Source organism: Okeania hirsuta, assembly GCF_003838195.1.
Lineage (GTDB): Bacteria > Cyanobacteriota > Cyanobacteriia > Cyanobacteriales > Microcoleaceae > Okeania > Okeania hirsuta.
Genome location: NZ_RCBY01000050.1, coordinates 24,706 through 40,608, shown reverse-complemented (window position 1 = coordinate 40,608; position 15,903 = coordinate 24,706). Strand labels below are relative to the sequence as shown.

Annotated in this window: 13 protein-coding genes; 11 read left to right on the top strand and 2 right to left on the bottom strand. The window is 36.3% G+C overall.

Annotation, left to right across the window (positions count from 1 at the left end; translation table 11 throughout):
- Positions 1-679: 679 nt before the first annotated feature.
- A complete protein-coding gene (locus tag D5R40_RS11130; RefSeq protein ID WP_124144647.1) occupies positions 680-1,015 on the bottom strand; it encodes a hypothetical protein in 336 nt (111 codons plus the stop codon).
- Positions 1,016-1,454: 439 nt separating this feature from the next.
- Here D5R40_RS11130 and D5R40_RS11125 point away from each other — a divergent pair, with 439 nt between their 5' ends.
- Positions 1,455-1,700, top strand: a complete 246-nt coding sequence (locus D5R40_RS11125) for a hypothetical protein (protein ID WP_124154659.1) — start codon at positions 1,455-1,457, stop codon at positions 1,698-1,700.
- Positions 1,701-1,711: 11 nt separating this feature from the next.
- Positions 1,712-1,912, top strand: coding sequence for a recombinase family protein (locus D5R40_RS11120; protein ID WP_161564977.1), 201 nt, complete (start codon positions 1,712-1,714; stop codon positions 1,910-1,912).
- Between the two features lie 974 nt (positions 1,913-2,886).
- Here D5R40_RS11120 and D5R40_RS11115 read toward each other — a convergent pair.
- Complete coding sequence (locus tag D5R40_RS11115; protein ID WP_124144648.1) at positions 2,887-4,275, bottom strand: ATP-binding protein; 1,389 nt, start codon at positions 4,273-4,275, stop codon at positions 2,887-2,889.
- Positions 4,276-5,706: 1,431 nt separating this feature from the next.
- On the opposite strand from D5R40_RS11115, the gene murI reads away from it, so the two are divergent.
- From murI to D5R40_RS11080, 9 genes are all read left to right on the top strand, one after another.
- Entirely contained in the window at positions 5,707-6,609 is a 903-nt protein-coding gene (gene murI / locus D5R40_RS11110; RefSeq protein WP_124144649.1) for a glutamate racemase, read from the top strand.
- An 803-nt stretch (positions 6,610-7,412) separates the two neighbouring features.
- The gene (locus D5R40_RS39450) at positions 7,413-8,777 is read left to right on the top strand and encodes a spondin domain-containing protein (protein WP_240038918.1); all 1,365 of its coding nucleotides are present in this window, start codon (positions 7,413-7,415) and stop codon (positions 8,775-8,777) included.
- Positions 8,778-9,452: 675 nt separating this feature from the next.
- The gene (locus tag D5R40_RS11100) at positions 9,453-10,529 is read left to right on the top strand and encodes an nSTAND1 domain-containing NTPase (RefSeq protein WP_124154657.1); all 1,077 of its coding nucleotides are present in this window, start codon (positions 9,453-9,455) and stop codon (positions 10,527-10,529) included.
- 92 nt (positions 10,530-10,621) lie between these two features.
- Positions 10,622-10,897 (top strand): hypothetical protein, encoded by a 276-nt coding sequence (locus tag D5R40_RS41950; RefSeq protein ID WP_339379539.1) that lies wholly within the window; start codon positions 10,622-10,624, stop codon positions 10,895-10,897.
- Between the two features lie 39 nt (positions 10,898-10,936).
- A complete protein-coding gene (locus D5R40_RS41945; protein WP_339379538.1) occupies positions 10,937-11,290 on the top strand; it encodes a hypothetical protein in 354 nt (117 codons plus the stop codon).
- Between the two features lie 90 nt (positions 11,291-11,380).
- Complete coding sequence (locus D5R40_RS41940; protein WP_339379537.1) at positions 11,381-11,548, top strand: hypothetical protein; 168 nt, start codon at positions 11,381-11,383, stop codon at positions 11,546-11,548.
- Positions 11,545-11,835, top strand: coding sequence for a hypothetical protein (locus D5R40_RS11090; protein WP_124154656.1), 291 nt, complete (start codon positions 11,545-11,547; stop codon positions 11,833-11,835). The genes D5R40_RS41940 and D5R40_RS11090 overlap by 4 nt, the downstream gene beginning before the upstream one ends.
- 118 nt (positions 11,836-11,953) lie before the next feature.
- Positions 11,954-12,565, top strand: coding sequence for a hypothetical protein (locus D5R40_RS11085; protein ID WP_124154655.1), 612 nt, complete (start codon positions 11,954-11,956; stop codon positions 12,563-12,565).
- Positions 12,566-12,760: 195 nt separating this feature from the next.
- Positions 12,761-15,484 carry an ATP-binding protein gene (locus tag D5R40_RS11080; protein ID WP_124154654.1) on the top strand — a complete coding sequence of 908 codons (2,724 nt, stop codon included), beginning with the start codon at positions 12,761-12,763 and terminating at the stop codon, positions 15,482-15,484.
- Positions 15,485-15,903 lie beyond the last annotated feature (419 nt).

Genomic DNA, 15,903 nt, shown 5'->3' with positions numbered 1-15,903 from the left:
CAACTTCCCTCTAGATTTGGCTGCTGTAGAAGCTCCTTCTATCAATGGTTAATTTCTAGTTGATTGATTGAATTAAAAAAGTCCTCTATTTGGAGGGCTTTTTTTTTGCTTAAAAGTTTAATGAGCGATGGGTAACATGATCGCCTTTTTCAAAATCCCCTCTATCAAATATCACATGACTTGCGCAAAAACACCAGGTAGACAAAGTTCAAACTATAGTGTTTAAACTAAAACAGAGGTTAATTCAGAATTAATGGCTTAAGGTGTTCTTAGTAGTTTAGTAGTAAATTTTTTTAGCTTTTCAACCTCCTAATGTGAGGAAATATGCTGAATTTGCTAGTTTTTTTTAAAAGCCACAATTTCTGATTTGTTTTGTTTTTTACCTCCACTATAAAATGAAATTTAATTAATTCTTGCTCTATTTATTCAGTAGTTTTTTTGCGAGTAATTAACTTCATTAAAATGAGTGAGATAAATTTATTGAAAGTTTGTTAAAAAAAGATTATTGTAAAATTTGTTTATCTTTGTTCTTTATGGGTTTAATTCCCCACTGCCTACATGATGTCTAGAATTGCTTGGGGTAGATGCGGAGTGGCTTGTAAAAGACTATTCTAATACACTTTTTTTCCTTGTTCCTTCTTTCTTCCTCAAGCTCAAATAAATTATTTAATCATTAGAACTAAGTGCTTAAACCAAGAGTGCTTTCTAGAAATCTAACTTCAATATTTGCAATTTGTTTGCCTATATCGTGAAAGCCATTTAAATATTTAATTTCATTAGCATCATTTTCAGATGCTATATTTGCGAAAATACTGAGTTGATTTAGAGCAGAATTTGTATCAGTATTTTCAAGATAGTTATCTAGTAAAATTTGAAAATGTGCCATCAGCATTTTATTTGTTGTACATCTGATAATTTCTTTGAGGTTTTCTACTGAAAGTTGCTGATTATGGTTATTGGGATCGATTTTAAACTCCTCGCAGATTTGCTGAATAACTATTTCTTGAATATTCATTTTTATTTCTCCTTAATAATTGAGTGACTTGGCTCAGATAGATTCAGTTTCTCAATTTACTAGTGAAGAAGGCTGATAGCCTCATTTCACCTACAATTTGCATAATAGCCAAGGCTAGCAATGGATGTCAAGGTATTAGTGTAGATAAACAAGGTATTAGTGTAGATAAATAATATATAATTCCGATAATTAGTTATCGTATAAGTCAGTAGTCAGGAATCAGGAGTCAGAAGTTTAGAGTAGGGAGTCAGTGGTCGAGATCAAGGAAGGATGAGAGTAGGAATTATCTAGGGATATTCTGGGATTTTATGTCTGTTCTGTATTGAATGGAAGTATAAAGTGCGACAAATGTATAATCGGATTTCATATGAGTCTTGTTCTCAAACTCTATATCCCTTGCTAGAATAGAATTTAGCAATGGCTAGCAAAGGTTAAAGGTATGAAGAAACAAAGACCGAGAAACTCTGATGGGACATTTAAAGAAGACCCTGAAGCCTTGACCAAAAAATCTATAGGTCTGAGGATTAGCAAAAAGAAGATGCCCAAGTTAGAGAAAGTTGCGAAACAGAGCGGAATATCAACAACAGAAATTTGTAGAATGATTATTGAGGAATGGCTTGATGCTCTTGAGTCTAAAGATGAGCAAAAAAAATCTATGATTTCTGAGGGAAAGTTATTGGCCTGATTGGAGATTATTTGTCCAATCAAGTAAATCAACCTCTATCTTCAAAATATAATTCTACGAAACTTCACAAACAAAGAGCTTTAGAACTTTATTATGATGGACTTAGTTGTCAGGATATAGCTGAAAAATTAGAGTTTGAGGGTTATAGAAATCGTAAGAATAAACCTTTTAGTTCTACTTCAATTAGGAAATGGATTAAAGATAGCAGTTAGTAATTGAGTTGCACTAACCATACTGTAAAAGAAATAGCTAAAGTGCAACTAAAAGTTTTATTATCATCATTATTTAGACCGAACATGATATAGAAATCTGTGCAATAACTGTAAAATTTGCTTAACTAACTGAAAGCTGAATTACTGTTTGCGGGGCATTTCGTCAGAAAACACTTTTTAATATACACGAAAAAATCTAAAATTCTTTCTTAAATTAAGCTGTCTTATCATTAATTAATATATTTTCATACAACCGTATATTAAAGACTTCTATAGCAACTGCCATTACTACTCTTGACTTATGAAATATCTAAAACAACAGAATATTAATAATTAGGGTTTGCGCTCAAAAGTCTTTTAGTAGGGGTAGGAGACAGGAGACAGGAGACAGGAGACAGGAGAAATGGGAATGAGTGAGGAGGTAGGCGTAAGAATTGTCCCTTGATTTTTCTGCCATAATCGTCCCAAAATACTAGCTTTTTGAGCGTTTTAGACTGAAACAGGTACACTTTTTAAAGGCCCCAAAAAGGCACTTGTCTTTATATATCAATGCTTTTAGATTTATTCAGCAAGCCCTAATTAACTTTCTTCCTTCTTCCTTCTACTATATATAATTTTCAAAGAAGTTTTTAAGTTACCTTGAATGCTAGATATAAAAGATAATTTTGAGCGGCCGCTATAGACAAAAATAATCATTTCTCTTGCTTACCCTTTTAAGGAAATAAAAAGCGGTCGATTTTCGGAGTTTCCCGAAGGGTGGGATGGCAAGGAAACCCGCTCTTGCAGAGCAGCTCCGCTAACACCATATCCAATCCACCAAGAGAAAGAAAATTTTTGCATCTTATTGCCTCTCTATTACAGGAGGTACTGATAACTGTTAGCACAGTTCCTCCAAAGGAGGCTATCTGATAACTGAATTGATATACGTTCAAATTTTTTGCTAAATAAAAAACAACTAATTAACCTCATAAGTTTTACTTTATAGGCAACAATATTTCAAATTCAGTTCCTACTCCTGGAGTTGAGTTAATATGTAATTTTCCCTGATGGTTATCAACAACAATTTGATAACTAATTGCCAGTCCTAAACCAGTACCTTTACCTACAGGTTTTGTAGTAAAAAATCTATCAAAAATTTGCTTTTGAATTTCGTAGGCAATACCAAGACCATTATCAACGATACGAATTGAGAGCCAACCATAAATTTCTTTAGAATCTTCAGTAGAAGTTACATTACCTTTCATCTGATAATTAGAATTTAATTCTATGTCATGAGCAGATTTATCCACATTTTGATCTGTATTTTCAGATAAATCTTTAGCTTTAGTATGAATCCATATTTTACCTGGTCTACTATCAGTTTCTTTTTCTTGATACTCTTCTAGAGCATCAAGAGCATTCGTAATCAAATTCATAAACACTTGACTAATTTGACCAGAATGACACAAAATCAACGGTAAATCCCCATAATTTTTAATAATTTCAACTCCACTAACCTTCCAACGATTCTTTAAAATTAATAGAGTACCATCTAAACATTCATTAATATTTGTTTCTTTGCGTTTAGTACCTTCCATGTGAGAAAAATTGCGGAGACTACTAACCAATTGCATCATCCGGTCAGCCGAAATTTCTATACTATTCATCATCTCCAAGTAATCATGTTTGACAAATTCAAAATCAATATCTTCTTTTAAATCTTCAACTTCTTTTATTGGTTCAGGAATATTTTTCTCATAAGTATTAATCAATTTAAGAAAGTCTTGATAATAACCAGACATAAACTTAGAATTACCTGCCACACAATTAATTGGATTTCTCAGTTCGTGGGCTAAACCTGCCACCATTTGCCCTAACATTGCAAGTTTTTCAGTTTGAATTAGTTGTGCTTGAGTTTGTTTCTGTAATAAATCTTTAGCAAGTTGATGAATATAAGATTGAGCAATAAGTAATTTTTGAGTTTCTAAAACTTGATAATCTTCTGGAGAATTTTCTACAATAACTGGTTCATAAATAAATTCTTGAGGTCTCTTTACTGCTTTATCAGCAGCATCTACAATAGGTGTATCTCCTGAGAAGATTAATAATTCAGACTTAATAAAGTCGTATAAGACCTTAACGGAACGATTTAAAAAAATTTCTCTTCCATATTGGCGACTCAACGTTTTGAGAAATTGCTGTTGAGAAATCATACCAATGAATTTACCCGATTTTGTTAAAATAATACCTGGAAGTAGGGGATTTTCTTCAAAAACTTTAGCTAAACTAATTCCTGATGTATCAATTTCAACCCGGATACTATGAAGTTGTAAATCTTTTACAGTGGAACCTAAATCAAGATGGTTATTTAAGTAAGAAAACATAGGTAATAAAGAATAATTAATGACTATTGTAAAGTTTGAGTAATTTGTTCTTAAATCTTTTTAGCTAAGATACCGAGTGACTTAAAATACAGTTCCAGATGAAGTAATAACTGATAAATATTGATGGTTTTATCATACCAATTTTTTTAAATAAATTTAATTTTATGCAATAAAAGCATTACTAATTGAGGATGAAGCACCTGAGTTTACTCCCAAACCTGTTTAACATTACTAATCTCTATAAGCTTAAAAATCAGTAGACAATTTATTTGTCAGAAGGTCTTATAAATTGCTTTTCAGTTTGTTGAATAAAATATTTCGTTTGTCTTGATGTTCCAATCAAATATACCTTTGCCTATTTATTGAAGAGTTAATTGCCAAGATTCTTGAATTCGCAAAAGACAAATATAAACATATTTTACAACAATTAAAAACTATTTATTTTTCCATTTTACTTCAACTTAAGTATTTATACTAAACTAACATATAAAATCTATAAATTTCTTTATAGTTTTCATCATCTCCTTAACTTTTTCTTTGCCTGAAAATAATCTTTATCTGAATTTTTATCAAATTATTTTGGGCTATTTATCTCTATATAATTATGCATAAAAATTTATTGATAGATGATAACTTCAAACCATTTATAGCAATTTTAAATAAAAAAGTATTAGACATCTGTGAATATCAATCAAAATTATTAGCTAAAGAATATTGATTATTAATAAAATGCTTGAGAGTTACTTAATTCATAAAATAGAGTAAAATTCCTTATTTACAGAGCTAAATCAAATACTTCTTAGTAGAACCCATTTGATATCTTTGCACGCGGTATGTGCTTTTGGCATAGAAGTCAGAATTCAGTCCTGGTCAAGTCAGGAAATTCAGGAACGAGAATAGGGGAAAAAGCGGATGCAACCCCGTGCCGCCCTTAAGCGCAAGCTGTCGGAACCAGGCATTCCCATTCCGGGACGGTAGGGAACGGTGTCTTTGCCATGGGAACGCCGACCAAGAGAAGGGAACGCGCACCAAACAAGTAGAAAAATGCTCCCATCTCCCCATTTCCCCATCTCCCTATCTTTAACTATATAAGTAGTGAACACCGGATCTGGGAACAGCGGGAAAACATTCGGATCATCATCAGCATAAGTCCTAACCTACCTGTCTATTACTATAAATAAAATTTTTGCCCTTGTGTTTTCCATGAGGAATACCTCTAAATTGACTTGTGACTTTTTTAAAAAAACTTTTGACCAGGACGAGTAATCTCAATAATTAGATTTAAGATTCATACTAAATCCGGTTTCGATCAACACTATAGTGCTTAAAGGTAAAGGGTCAGCAGCAAATCATAGATGCTAACCCTAATTTATTCCTATTTAGCAAGGTTTGGCTCCAAACCTACTATTTTTTGTCAATTCTATTGTAACGATGACAAATATTTTTTATCAATTTAATAAGGGTAAATATATTACCTCTTACCCAGGGCAAACTCAATCTAGACAACTACAAAGATATCCAATTGGCATCTTTGATAGTGGTGTGGGTGGAATTGGTGTCTTAAAAGAATCATATCGCCAACTCTCCAGAGAGACCTTTATATATTTTGCTGATACAGCACGACTCCCCTATGGTACAAAATCTCAGGCAGAAATCGTACTATTTGTACGTCAAGTGCTAACATGGATGCAACATCAGGGTGTAAAAATGGTGATCGTTGCCTGCAATACTGCTACTGCTGCAGCAATAGATCGAGTAGCAGTTGAATACAATTTTCCCATTATTGGTATGATTGAACCTGGTGCAAATACAGTTGTCAACAGAGGGAACAAAAAAATAGGTGTCATCGCCACTCGACAGACAGTCAACAGCAATGCTTATCTAAATACTATTCTTAAATTAGATCCTTCAGTTTTAGTATTTCAAGTAGGAGCACCTGCTTTAGTACCATTAATTGAACAAGGCCGCATTAATGATGTGTATACTTTTGAGGTAGTGCGACAATATCTTAAACCCCTAATGGCACAACAGATAGATACCCTGATCTTAGGTTGTACCCACTACCCCCATCTACTTCATTTATTTAGACAAATTTTAGGCAATTCAGTACAGGTAGTAGACCCTGCCATTGCTGTTGTTAGCACTGCTGCTAGGGAACTTCAACGTTTGGGGATATCAAGCGATCGCCCTCCACACTGTACTAACTTCTATGTCAGTGGTAACCCAGAAGAATTTGCAAAAAAGGTGCAGCTATTCCTGGGTTTTACTCCGATAGTAGAGCAAGTTTGTTTAGAAGTGGAAAGAGTAACAGTTAAATCTGAATCTGTCGCTTGATTCATATAGCAGGGAACAGCGGTGCGACACCGCGGGGTGCGACAGAGGTCTGAACAAAGCGCCACCTGTGGGCGCATTCGCAAGCCAATCTAGCATCTGGTAGCGCACTCGGTGTGAGGGAACAGGCAACAGTGGAAAAAGAATTTCTAGGTTTGATCATCAGTCTATTTCCTAACCAACTTGTTCCTTGCTATAGCAATCCTATTTCAGTTGCGGGTAAAAATATCTTTGAATTTAGGGGACAGGGGTAAAAGTTTCAGAGTTTTTATATATCCTTAGATTTTTTACAAATCATTTAGGATTGTTATATAGCAAGCGTTAAAATATCCTTTTTATCGCACTCCTCAAAAAGAATTCTATACTTATGCAAAACTTCAATGATTCAGTAATTAGTAAGATTCAATGACGTTCATAGCTATTATTAGCCAGTAAGTGTATATTATTCTTATGTTTACTACTCCCACTCTCCATCTCCCCATCTCCCCATCTTCCCCACTGCCCCACTCAAGAAAACATAGAAAAGTTTTTGAGATTTGCTATGATTTGGTGCCGTTCTGAGACTTACATTGTATTCAACAGCGTCAAATATTTTTTTTAGTAGAAACTAGATTAATTTGATTTTTTTAGATATTATTTTTATTTTGTTCCATTTCAATTGAGCCTTAATTAGTTGATTTTAATCAAGTTCAATTAGTTTATATGTATCAAAATATAGGCATAAATATATCCTATCTATTCACAAATTGTATTTGTTATGCTAAACTCTTGTGCATCAATATGGTCATCACTAAGGAAAAAAATTTATGGCTGATATTACAGTTTTAGTTGAGAATGTAGCTTCTGGAGAAAGTGCAGATAGTAGTATATTCTTATCTCAGATGTGGGTGGGTTTTCATGATGGAAACTTTGACCTTTTTAATTCAGATCCAAGTGAAGCTGCTACTCCTGGTTTAGAAAGGTTAGCTGAAGATGCTATTATTGAACCAACAGGTGAATTTACAACTACTTTATCTACTGAATTTGACGATAGTGGAGCTGGTACTGTTCAAGGAATAGTTCAAGGACCAGTTGTTGAGGGGAGCAATTTTAGGGATTTTTTCCAAGGAGACATTGGTGTTGCCCAATTTACTGTGGATGAAAATGCTGACAGCAGTAGCTACTTTAGTTATGCTTCCATGATCCTGCCTAGTAATGATGCCTTTACTGGTAATGGAAATCCTACTAGGTTTGAAATTTTTGATGACAATGGAAATTTCTTAGGACTAGATTTTGTTGCTAATGGAACAGATATCTGGGATGCAGGAACAGAAGTAAATGATGAAGAACCTGCAAATACAGCAGCGCTAGGTCAAGAAGCTCCAGATACAGGAGAAGATGAAGATGGAACTGTTATGTTACATCCTGGTTTTATTGGCAGTGTGCGAGAAGGTGACGACGCACCAGGGAATATTTTACAAGCACGCCCTGACGCTGATTTCACCACAGAAGATAATGGTGTAGGTAATGAAATCGCCCGCATCAGTGTTTTACAAAATACGATCGATACTTCTGGTGAGAATCTTCTCAACGGTTCCGATACAGAGGATTTTCTCTCCGGTCTTGGAGGTGATGATACTTTAAATGGTCTTGGTGGAAGAGATTGGTTAGTTGGTGGTAGGGGTAACGACCTGCTCAGAGGTGGTGAAGGCGATGATATTTTGGCAGGTCGCATTGGGAACGATCGTATGCTTGGCGGTAATGGTGATGATATTTTAAATGGTGGTCAAGGTCGCGATCGCATCAATGGTGGTGCTGGTAACGATACTCTAACTGGTGGTGCAAGTATTGACCGCTTTATCTTCAACACTAATAGTACATTTTCTGCGAATGATGTAGGTGTAGATACAATTACTGATTTCAATCAAGGGCAAGACTTGATACTCCTTGACAAGACTACTTTTGCTGCGCTCCAAAGTGATGCTGGAGCAGGATTTAGTATTAGCAGCGAATTTGATGTGGTTGAGTCAGACGAAGCTGCTGCTACTTCTTCAGCTTTAATTGTTCACAGTACAGAAGCTGGTAATTTGTTCTATAATCCAAATGGTGCTGCAGAAGGTTTTGGTAATGGTGCTCAGTTTGCTAATGTACTTCCTGCTTTAACTGCAGACGACTTTGTTTTGCGAGCTTAGTTCCCATTTATACCTACACTTATAAGTAATAATTAGAGGGCAGGTTTTTAGAACTCGATCGCGCTTAAGTTAAAGCTTTCAATTAAACCTGCCCCTACAATTTTTTTTTACCTTTACAGGACTTACGCATAAGGTACGAAAAATTAGGATTTGAGATGGCTTCTGTGTGGGTCGCAATGACTAAAATTCGTTGTACTGTGTAAGTCCTATTTTAATTAGAGCTACCTACTTACCTCTGAATTTAATGCTTGTTTATTCACGAAATTTCAATCCAGGAAAAGGGTAGAAACAACTGCTTTTAGTACAATCAATAGCCCATATAATCCCCATTTTCTCTTGTTTAAACAACGTTCTCTACCACATCTAAGACACATATAATGGTTGCCGTTGTTGTTATCTTTTACCCACAAGCAATTATTTTTGTTACATTATTTTTGCATGATTTTTTTGCTCCTAAAGTCAACCTACAATTTCAGGATATCTAATTGTTATTTGGCTGTACAGGTAGACTTTTTGGCTCTACCCTAATTCTAGCTAGGAGTAATTTGGGGTAATTTGAGGTAATTTGGAGTAAATAATTTACCCTTTTGTTACAAAGTACATTTTCTAGTTATACTACATTAGGATAGAGTACTAATTGAGCTGATGGGGAACTTTGAACAGTGGGATTAATTTTTGAGAACTATTGCTAACCAAGCTGATTTGAAGGGTGAAGATAGAAAATTTTTTTTAAAGATATTTGACATAAAAAATGAAAATTTGACGGAAGAAAAATTTCGCGAGCAATTCCTTAGTAATTACTCTAAATACACATTTGAATATTACAGAAAAGCAGTTTTTCGTCAATTAAAAATTATTTGTAAAGATATAGACCATGATAGAAAAGGTAAATCTAAAGAAATCTTCAATTGGCTGAAAAGAGAATATGAAACTTGGTATACTCGAAAAGAACATCCTGATATTTTAACAGAATTTCCACAAAAAGTTTCTACTTTTAACAATTTTGATGTTTTACCAGAATCTCAACAACAAGTTTATAATCCATTTATTCCATTGACAGGAATTATAGATAATCCAAAGCTCTTTTTTAATAGAGAGCGAGAAATTAATAGAATTTTTGAGGTACTTAATAGTGGTAGTAGTGTTGCTATTATTGGCAATAGTGGAGTGGGAAAGTCTTCTCTGTTGAGGGCGATCGCTCAAAAAGCTACTCAGTATCTCAGGCAACCTCGAAGGCCAATTGATATAGATTTGCAGCATATTCATAGTGATAATGATTTTTATACAGCTCTTTGTGATGAAGTTGGTATTGAAAAGTGTAGCGGTTATAAATTAAAAAGAAATATCAAGGAATATCGAATTTTACTGTTGCTTGATGTGGTAGAAAATATGATTTATGACTGGTTTACCAATCAACTTCGTGGTCAGTTACGCGCTTTAGCAAATGATATTGTTCCTCCTTTACGTTTGGTAGTTGCTGCTTCTAAGAGACTAGATATTTTATTTCCAGATAGTGGGGAGAAAACTTCTCCATTTAAAAATATTTGTATTGAAGAATATCTAGAACCTTGGAATGAGGAAACTATTTGTGCTTTTATTAAGAGTCGCCTTCGGGCTAATTTTTTGGAGCAAGAATATCAAGGAATTAAGTTTAGTGAGGATGAGATTTCAGAGATTATTAAAACAAGTGGTGGCTATCCTGGTAAAGTGAAGCATCAATGTTATGAATTATTTGAAAGGAAAAAACTATAGTATTTCTTTAATCTATGAGATATAGTTCCAAATATTCCCTATTCCCTATTCCCTATTCCCTATTCCCTCCTATAATAACTGAAATAACTGAAATGACTATATTTCCCCACGACCAATTTGCCAAACAATATTTAGAAGAATTACTATCAAGTATTGGGGAAGTAAAAGCACCTCGTGAAGTTCGAGGAGAAGTCAGACAAATAGATGTTTGGTTTTCACCCCAACCACAACTTCAAGGAAATCCAGAAGAATTAGGATTATTAGGTCGCTTGGCTACAACTTCAGCTTTATTTGAACCTTATCGTAATCCTGTAACCCCTGATGAAATTGATAGTTGTCTTCTCAAATTACTGGAAGTTAAAGGATAAATTAAACGGGAAGCGAACCGAAATAAAACTCGTATTTCTATGAATGATTATCCTAAATTATGGATATTAACTCCTACAGCTTCCCAGAATATATTAGATGGATTTAGAGCTATATTAGATGAAGAAAACTGGTGTTCGGAAATTTACTTTTTAGGAGAATATTTCCGCACAGCAATAGTAGTGATTCATCAATTACCAAGAAGACCAGAAACAATGTGGCTGAGAATATTAGGTAGGGAAAAAGTTCAGTCTCAAGCCATTGATGAATTAAAAGCATTGCCCAAGGATAATATCCATCGAGAAAATGCTTTATTGTTATTAGCAGATTTGCTGAGTAATATAGAAGCAAATCCAGATAAAGATCCAGAAGATAGGGAGTTAATTATGAGATGATCACCACTTTTTTCTCAACGTTTAGAAGAAGCTACTCAGTCAGGAGTACAACAAGGAATACAACAAGGTGTACAACAAGGAATACGACAAATGATCGAAAACTTACTTGTATTTCGCTTTGGCCAATTAGATGACCAGCTAGAGGTAATTATTGAACAGATTATGGAGTTGCAAAAAGAAGATTTGAACAGGCTAATTTTACAGTTATCTAATTTATCTCGTGACGAATTATTAGCTAGATTTAGAGGAGAGAGATGAGATTATCACCACTTTTTGCTCAAGCTTTAGAAGAGGTTAATCAGTTGGAAAAACAAGAAGGAAGACAACAAGGTATACAACGAGATATACAACTAAGAAGACAAAAAGGGTATCAAGAAATGCTCGAAAGCTTGCTTATATTTCGCTTTGGCAAATTAGATAGCCAACTAGAGGTAATTCTTGAACAGATTATGGAGTTGCCAAAAGAAGATTTTAATAGGACAATTTTACAGTTATCTCACTTATCTCGTGACGAATTATTAGCTAGATTTGGAGGTGAAAATTGATGAAATTATAGTAATAATGTGGCAGGGACGTTCCATGGAATGTCCCTACAGAGTTATCATTTTTTTAATGTGGTTAATTCTTACTTTTGACTTTTGACTTTTGACTTTTAACTTCCCTATGTCTAAGCATTCTATTCTTCAGGCAAATAAATCTTACACTTTTCGTTCTTACTTTGAGTTGCCCTACGAAACTGAGGATATTTTAGCTGAATTTGACTACAATTTCAAAAGAGCAAGATTATCTTTGCCTACATCAAGTCGGCAACTGGAACGTTTGTCAGAATTACGTCAGCGAATTGAGGAAACTTTGCCTTTAGTTAGTTTGAGTAGTGAAGCAGCACGGCGAGAAATTTTAATTGCTCCGGTACTTTTAGAGGTTGCTCGTTACTGTCAATGTCAGCTCAGAATTGAATATCCTTTGAGTGTGAATGAAAGGTTAAAGGGTAATCTTGATTACTTGCTACAATCTAATTCTCAACTGTTAGTAATTGAAGCAAAACATGAGGATATGACGCGGGGTTTTACGCAGTTAGCTGTGGAGTTAATTGCATTATCTGAATGGGAACCGGAGCAGGATTTAATTTTTGGTTGTGTGACTATGGGGGAACTTTGGATATTTGGTATTTTGGATAAAAAGCAACGTTTAATTCAGCAAAATATTGATTCTTTGAGAGTTCCTGGGGATGTGGAGGCTTTGGTTGATGTGCTTGTGGGGATTCTGGAAGGCTAAAACTACACACCTAAACAAGAAATCTGTCATTGCGAGCGGCAGCGTTTGCGTAGCATTCCGTCAGGAAAGCAATCTCCTCAACCTCTGAGATTGCTTCCTTCCACTCCGTTCCAGTCGCAATGACTATAATAACAAATTATCCAGATTTGATATAAGTCTTATTCTATTAATTTTATAACCTATTTGCCAACAATAATGAAAAAAAACTATGACTCTGTTCCCCGTCTCGATCTAGCACCACAGTTGAAGCGACCCCTCTCTATTTGGAATCCTTTGGATTATTTGCGGTTGTTGTATTGGGTGTTTTTCTTTCCCCAGGCGTTGCGGTGGTATGTGGAAAAGTATGGAGGAGGAGAAGGTTTAGCGGAAGAAACAAGCTGGCAAAGCAAGCTAGAATTTCTGCGCGAGCATCCTAACCAGTGGAAATTATTGTTTCAGGGATTAATTTTGACTGTTTGTGTTCCCTATTTGTTTTGTGGACTTCTGGAGCAAATAGGTATTACGATTAATTGGGTCGGCGTGGCAGTTGGCGTGGCGGTTGGCGTTTGGGTAGGGGTAGGTGTAGCCTCAGGAGTGGGGGCAGGTATAGCGTTTGGCGTGGCATCAGGCGTGGCATTAGACGTGGCATCAGGCGTGGCATCAGGCGTGGCATCAGGCGTGGGGGTAGGTATAGCGTTTGGTATGGCATCAGGCGTGGCATCAGGCGTGGCATCAGTTGTAGTGGGAGGCATAGCGGTTGGCATGGCGGTTGGCGTGGCATCAGGTGTGGCGGGAGGCGTGGCATCATGTGTGGTGGGAGGCATGGCGTTTGGCATGGCGTTTGGCGTGATATTAGGAGTGGTGGTTGGCATGGCGTTTGGCATAGCCTTTGGCGTGGCATTAGGTGTGGCGATTTGGCATCCAGAAAACTGGTTAATTGGCGTAGGACTTAACTTGATGTCAATTCAGAATCGTAGTTGGCTCCTACCTAGAATCACCCCTATTCCTTTACCCTTACTAACAACTCGCTTAAAATTTTGGCTAAGAAAAGATTGGCAACTAGGTCTAGAAAATATAGATCAACTCTTAAGATATAGCCTACAGTTTATTCCGGTAGTTAATGCTATTAATCAAGTGCTAGCAGAAATTCCCCCAGACGAGATGATTTATCGAATTTCCCAGCTAGCAGAAAATTCCTATGATTGGAGACTTGTAAAATTTGCCTCTGCATCTCTAGTAGAAGAGTTGAAATTAGAGTTTTTTAGAGGATTAGATATTTTTAGCCTTATAAGAGTTTCATCAGCACTGACTCACTTAGACACTCCATCCCGTGCAATAGCTGCAGGTTTCTGGCATCTCTACGAAAAAGAACCTGAAAAAGCGACAGCAGCATTTGAGAAAGTACGCCCTCTCCTCTACGGCGAGGAAATATTCCTTTTAGCTCAAACCCTAAACGAATTTCAAGCAGCAGGATCTGCTAATGCCATTGCCAAAATACAAGTTCCCAACTTTCCACCTGAAACTCATCTACGGCCTACCACCTGGGAAGCGCTCAGAGGTTTACGTCGCGTTGTTGAAGATACACAACTTGCTTTAAAAGCTACCTCAAAGTCAGCTCGTGTATCTGCTCTTTCCAGAGCTATGAGGCAATTAACAGACATCCTAGATAATGCTGATAGACTTCCCCAAATTGAACAAAGTTTAATTGTCTATATTGCTAAAAACTGGCAAATTGCTATGGATGAAGAAAACATTGCCACACAGTTTAGAGATGCATTTATTCCTAAAATTAATCCCTACGTCATTGGTGACCCAGTAGAGGGTGACTTGTTTGTAGGTCGGCAAGATATTATGAAACAGCTTGAGGAGCTATGGGTGACTAATTCTCAAATGCAGTCTGTTGTTCTCTACGGTCATCGTCGTATGGGAAAAACATCAATTCTAGTCAATATTGCCAACTTTTTTGGTTCAGATGTTGAAGTAGTTTATGTCAACCTGCAAAATTTGGGAAGTATTTCTGAGGGAATGGGTGAAGTATTTTTAGCAATTAGTGATGAAATTTCAGATGCTCTCAACATTCTCCCACCGGACACAGATGAACTTCTGAAACTCCCCCAACGAACTTTTAAACTCTACTTAAAGCGAGCAATTCAACAAATTGCTAAAAAGGGATTAATTATTTGCCTGGATGAATTTGAAACCATTGAAAACCTCATTAATTCAGGACAACTTCCTACTAATTTTATGGCAGTATTACGGGGGTTTGTACAGATGAGCCTGAAAATTGCCTTTGCCTTTGCCGGGTGGTTCACTTTTGAAGAAATGACACAGGATTATTTTCAGCCATTTTTTGCCAGCATTATTCCCATCCGCGTCAGTTTTTTAAATAGAGCTCCAACCCACCAAGTCCTTGCCAACCCAAACCCAGACTTCCGGCTTACCTACGAACCAGAAGCAATGGATCACATCTACGACCTCACATTCGGACAACCCTACCTAGTACAACTACTGGGATTTTTACTTGTCCGTCGCTACAACGACCAAACGTTCGAGCAGGGAAGACCACGAGAGTCAGTTTTTACTGTTGCAGATGTGGAAGCTATTATTCGTCAAAATGAACTATTCCCGAGTTGGCGTTATTATTTCACAGGGGTTTGGGGTCAAGCTGCTCAAGATGCACCGGGACAGCAAGATATTCTCATAGCTTTAGCTGACTATCCAGAAGGTTGTAGTCGTGCCACTATCCAGGAAATTACAGGTTTAGAAGAAAGTATACTAAATAATGCTCTTGAAACTCTTGCTCGCCACGATGTCATTATCGAAACCGAGGGAAACTTGCGGTTTGCAGTGGAACTATTTCGGCGTTGGGTAAAGAGTCAGGAGTCAGGAGTCAGGAGTCAGGAGTCAGGAGTTAAGAGTCGGGAGAATAGAAAGCAGTAAGAATAAGGAGATTTGCTCTGTGTAAGAGGATAGGTTTTTTGATCGTTAAATAATCCAGATTTTACAGTACTTCCTGCTGCTCGTGAGGTACACATCTAGCGGGCAAGATGCCCGCACTACAAACATTTTACACTTATATATCATTTGCCCGAAATATGCTGTATATCATCAACAGAAGTTACGCACGGACACTGAGGGCGAATGCCATTTGCGTTCCGCAGAGCTACCGCTAACGCCCCTACATATGGCGTTTTTAAGGTGAATTTGCGTAAGTCCCGTGTAATTATTTTGGTCAAGAACAAAAATAGTGGGAGCATCTTGCTCCCTTGGTTGTGTTTTACTCCATTGGTCGTATCTTGCTCCCTTGGATATAGGGTTTGCTCAGTTACCGAATAATTAAGGTTTAAAGTCTCTCATGA

What these genes read in the sequence shown, in the direction of transcription:
- D5R40_RS11130 (WP_124144647.1), bottom strand. Translation starts at nt 1,015, where the DNA reads ATGAATATTCAAGAAATAGTTATTCAGCAAATCTGCGAGGAGTTTAAA.
- D5R40_RS11115 (WP_124144648.1), bottom strand. Translation starts at nt 4,275, where the DNA reads ATGTTTTCTTACTTAAATAACCATCTTGATTTAGGTTCCACTGTAAAA.
- D5R40_RS39450 (WP_240038918.1), top strand. Translation starts at nt 7,413, where the DNA reads ATGGCTGATATTACAGTTTTAGTTGAGAATGTAGCTTCTGGAGAAAGT.
- D5R40_RS11125 (WP_124154659.1), top strand. Translation starts at nt 1,455, where the DNA reads ATGAAGAAACAAAGACCGAGAAACTCTGATGGGACATTTAAAGAAGAC.
- D5R40_RS41945 (WP_339379538.1), top strand. Translation starts at nt 10,937, where the DNA reads ATGAATGATTATCCTAAATTATGGATATTAACTCCTACAGCTTCCCAG.
- murI (WP_124144649.1), top strand. Translation starts at nt 5,707, where the DNA reads ATGACAAATATTTTTTATCAATTTAATAAGGGTAAATATATTACCTCT.
- D5R40_RS41940 (WP_339379537.1), top strand. Translation starts at nt 11,381, where the DNA reads ATGATCGAAAACTTACTTGTATTTCGCTTTGGCCAATTAGATGACCAG.
- D5R40_RS41950 (WP_339379539.1), top strand. Translation starts at nt 10,622, where the DNA reads ATGACTATATTTCCCCACGACCAATTTGCCAAACAATATTTAGAAGAA.
- D5R40_RS11090 (WP_124154656.1), top strand. Translation starts at nt 11,545, where the DNA reads ATGAGATTATCACCACTTTTTGCTCAAGCTTTAGAAGAGGTTAATCAG.
- D5R40_RS11080 (WP_124154654.1), top strand. Translation starts at nt 12,761, where the DNA reads ATGAAAAAAAACTATGACTCTGTTCCCCGTCTCGATCTAGCACCACAG.
- D5R40_RS11085 (WP_124154655.1), top strand. Translation starts at nt 11,954, where the DNA reads ATGTCTAAGCATTCTATTCTTCAGGCAAATAAATCTTACACTTTTCGT.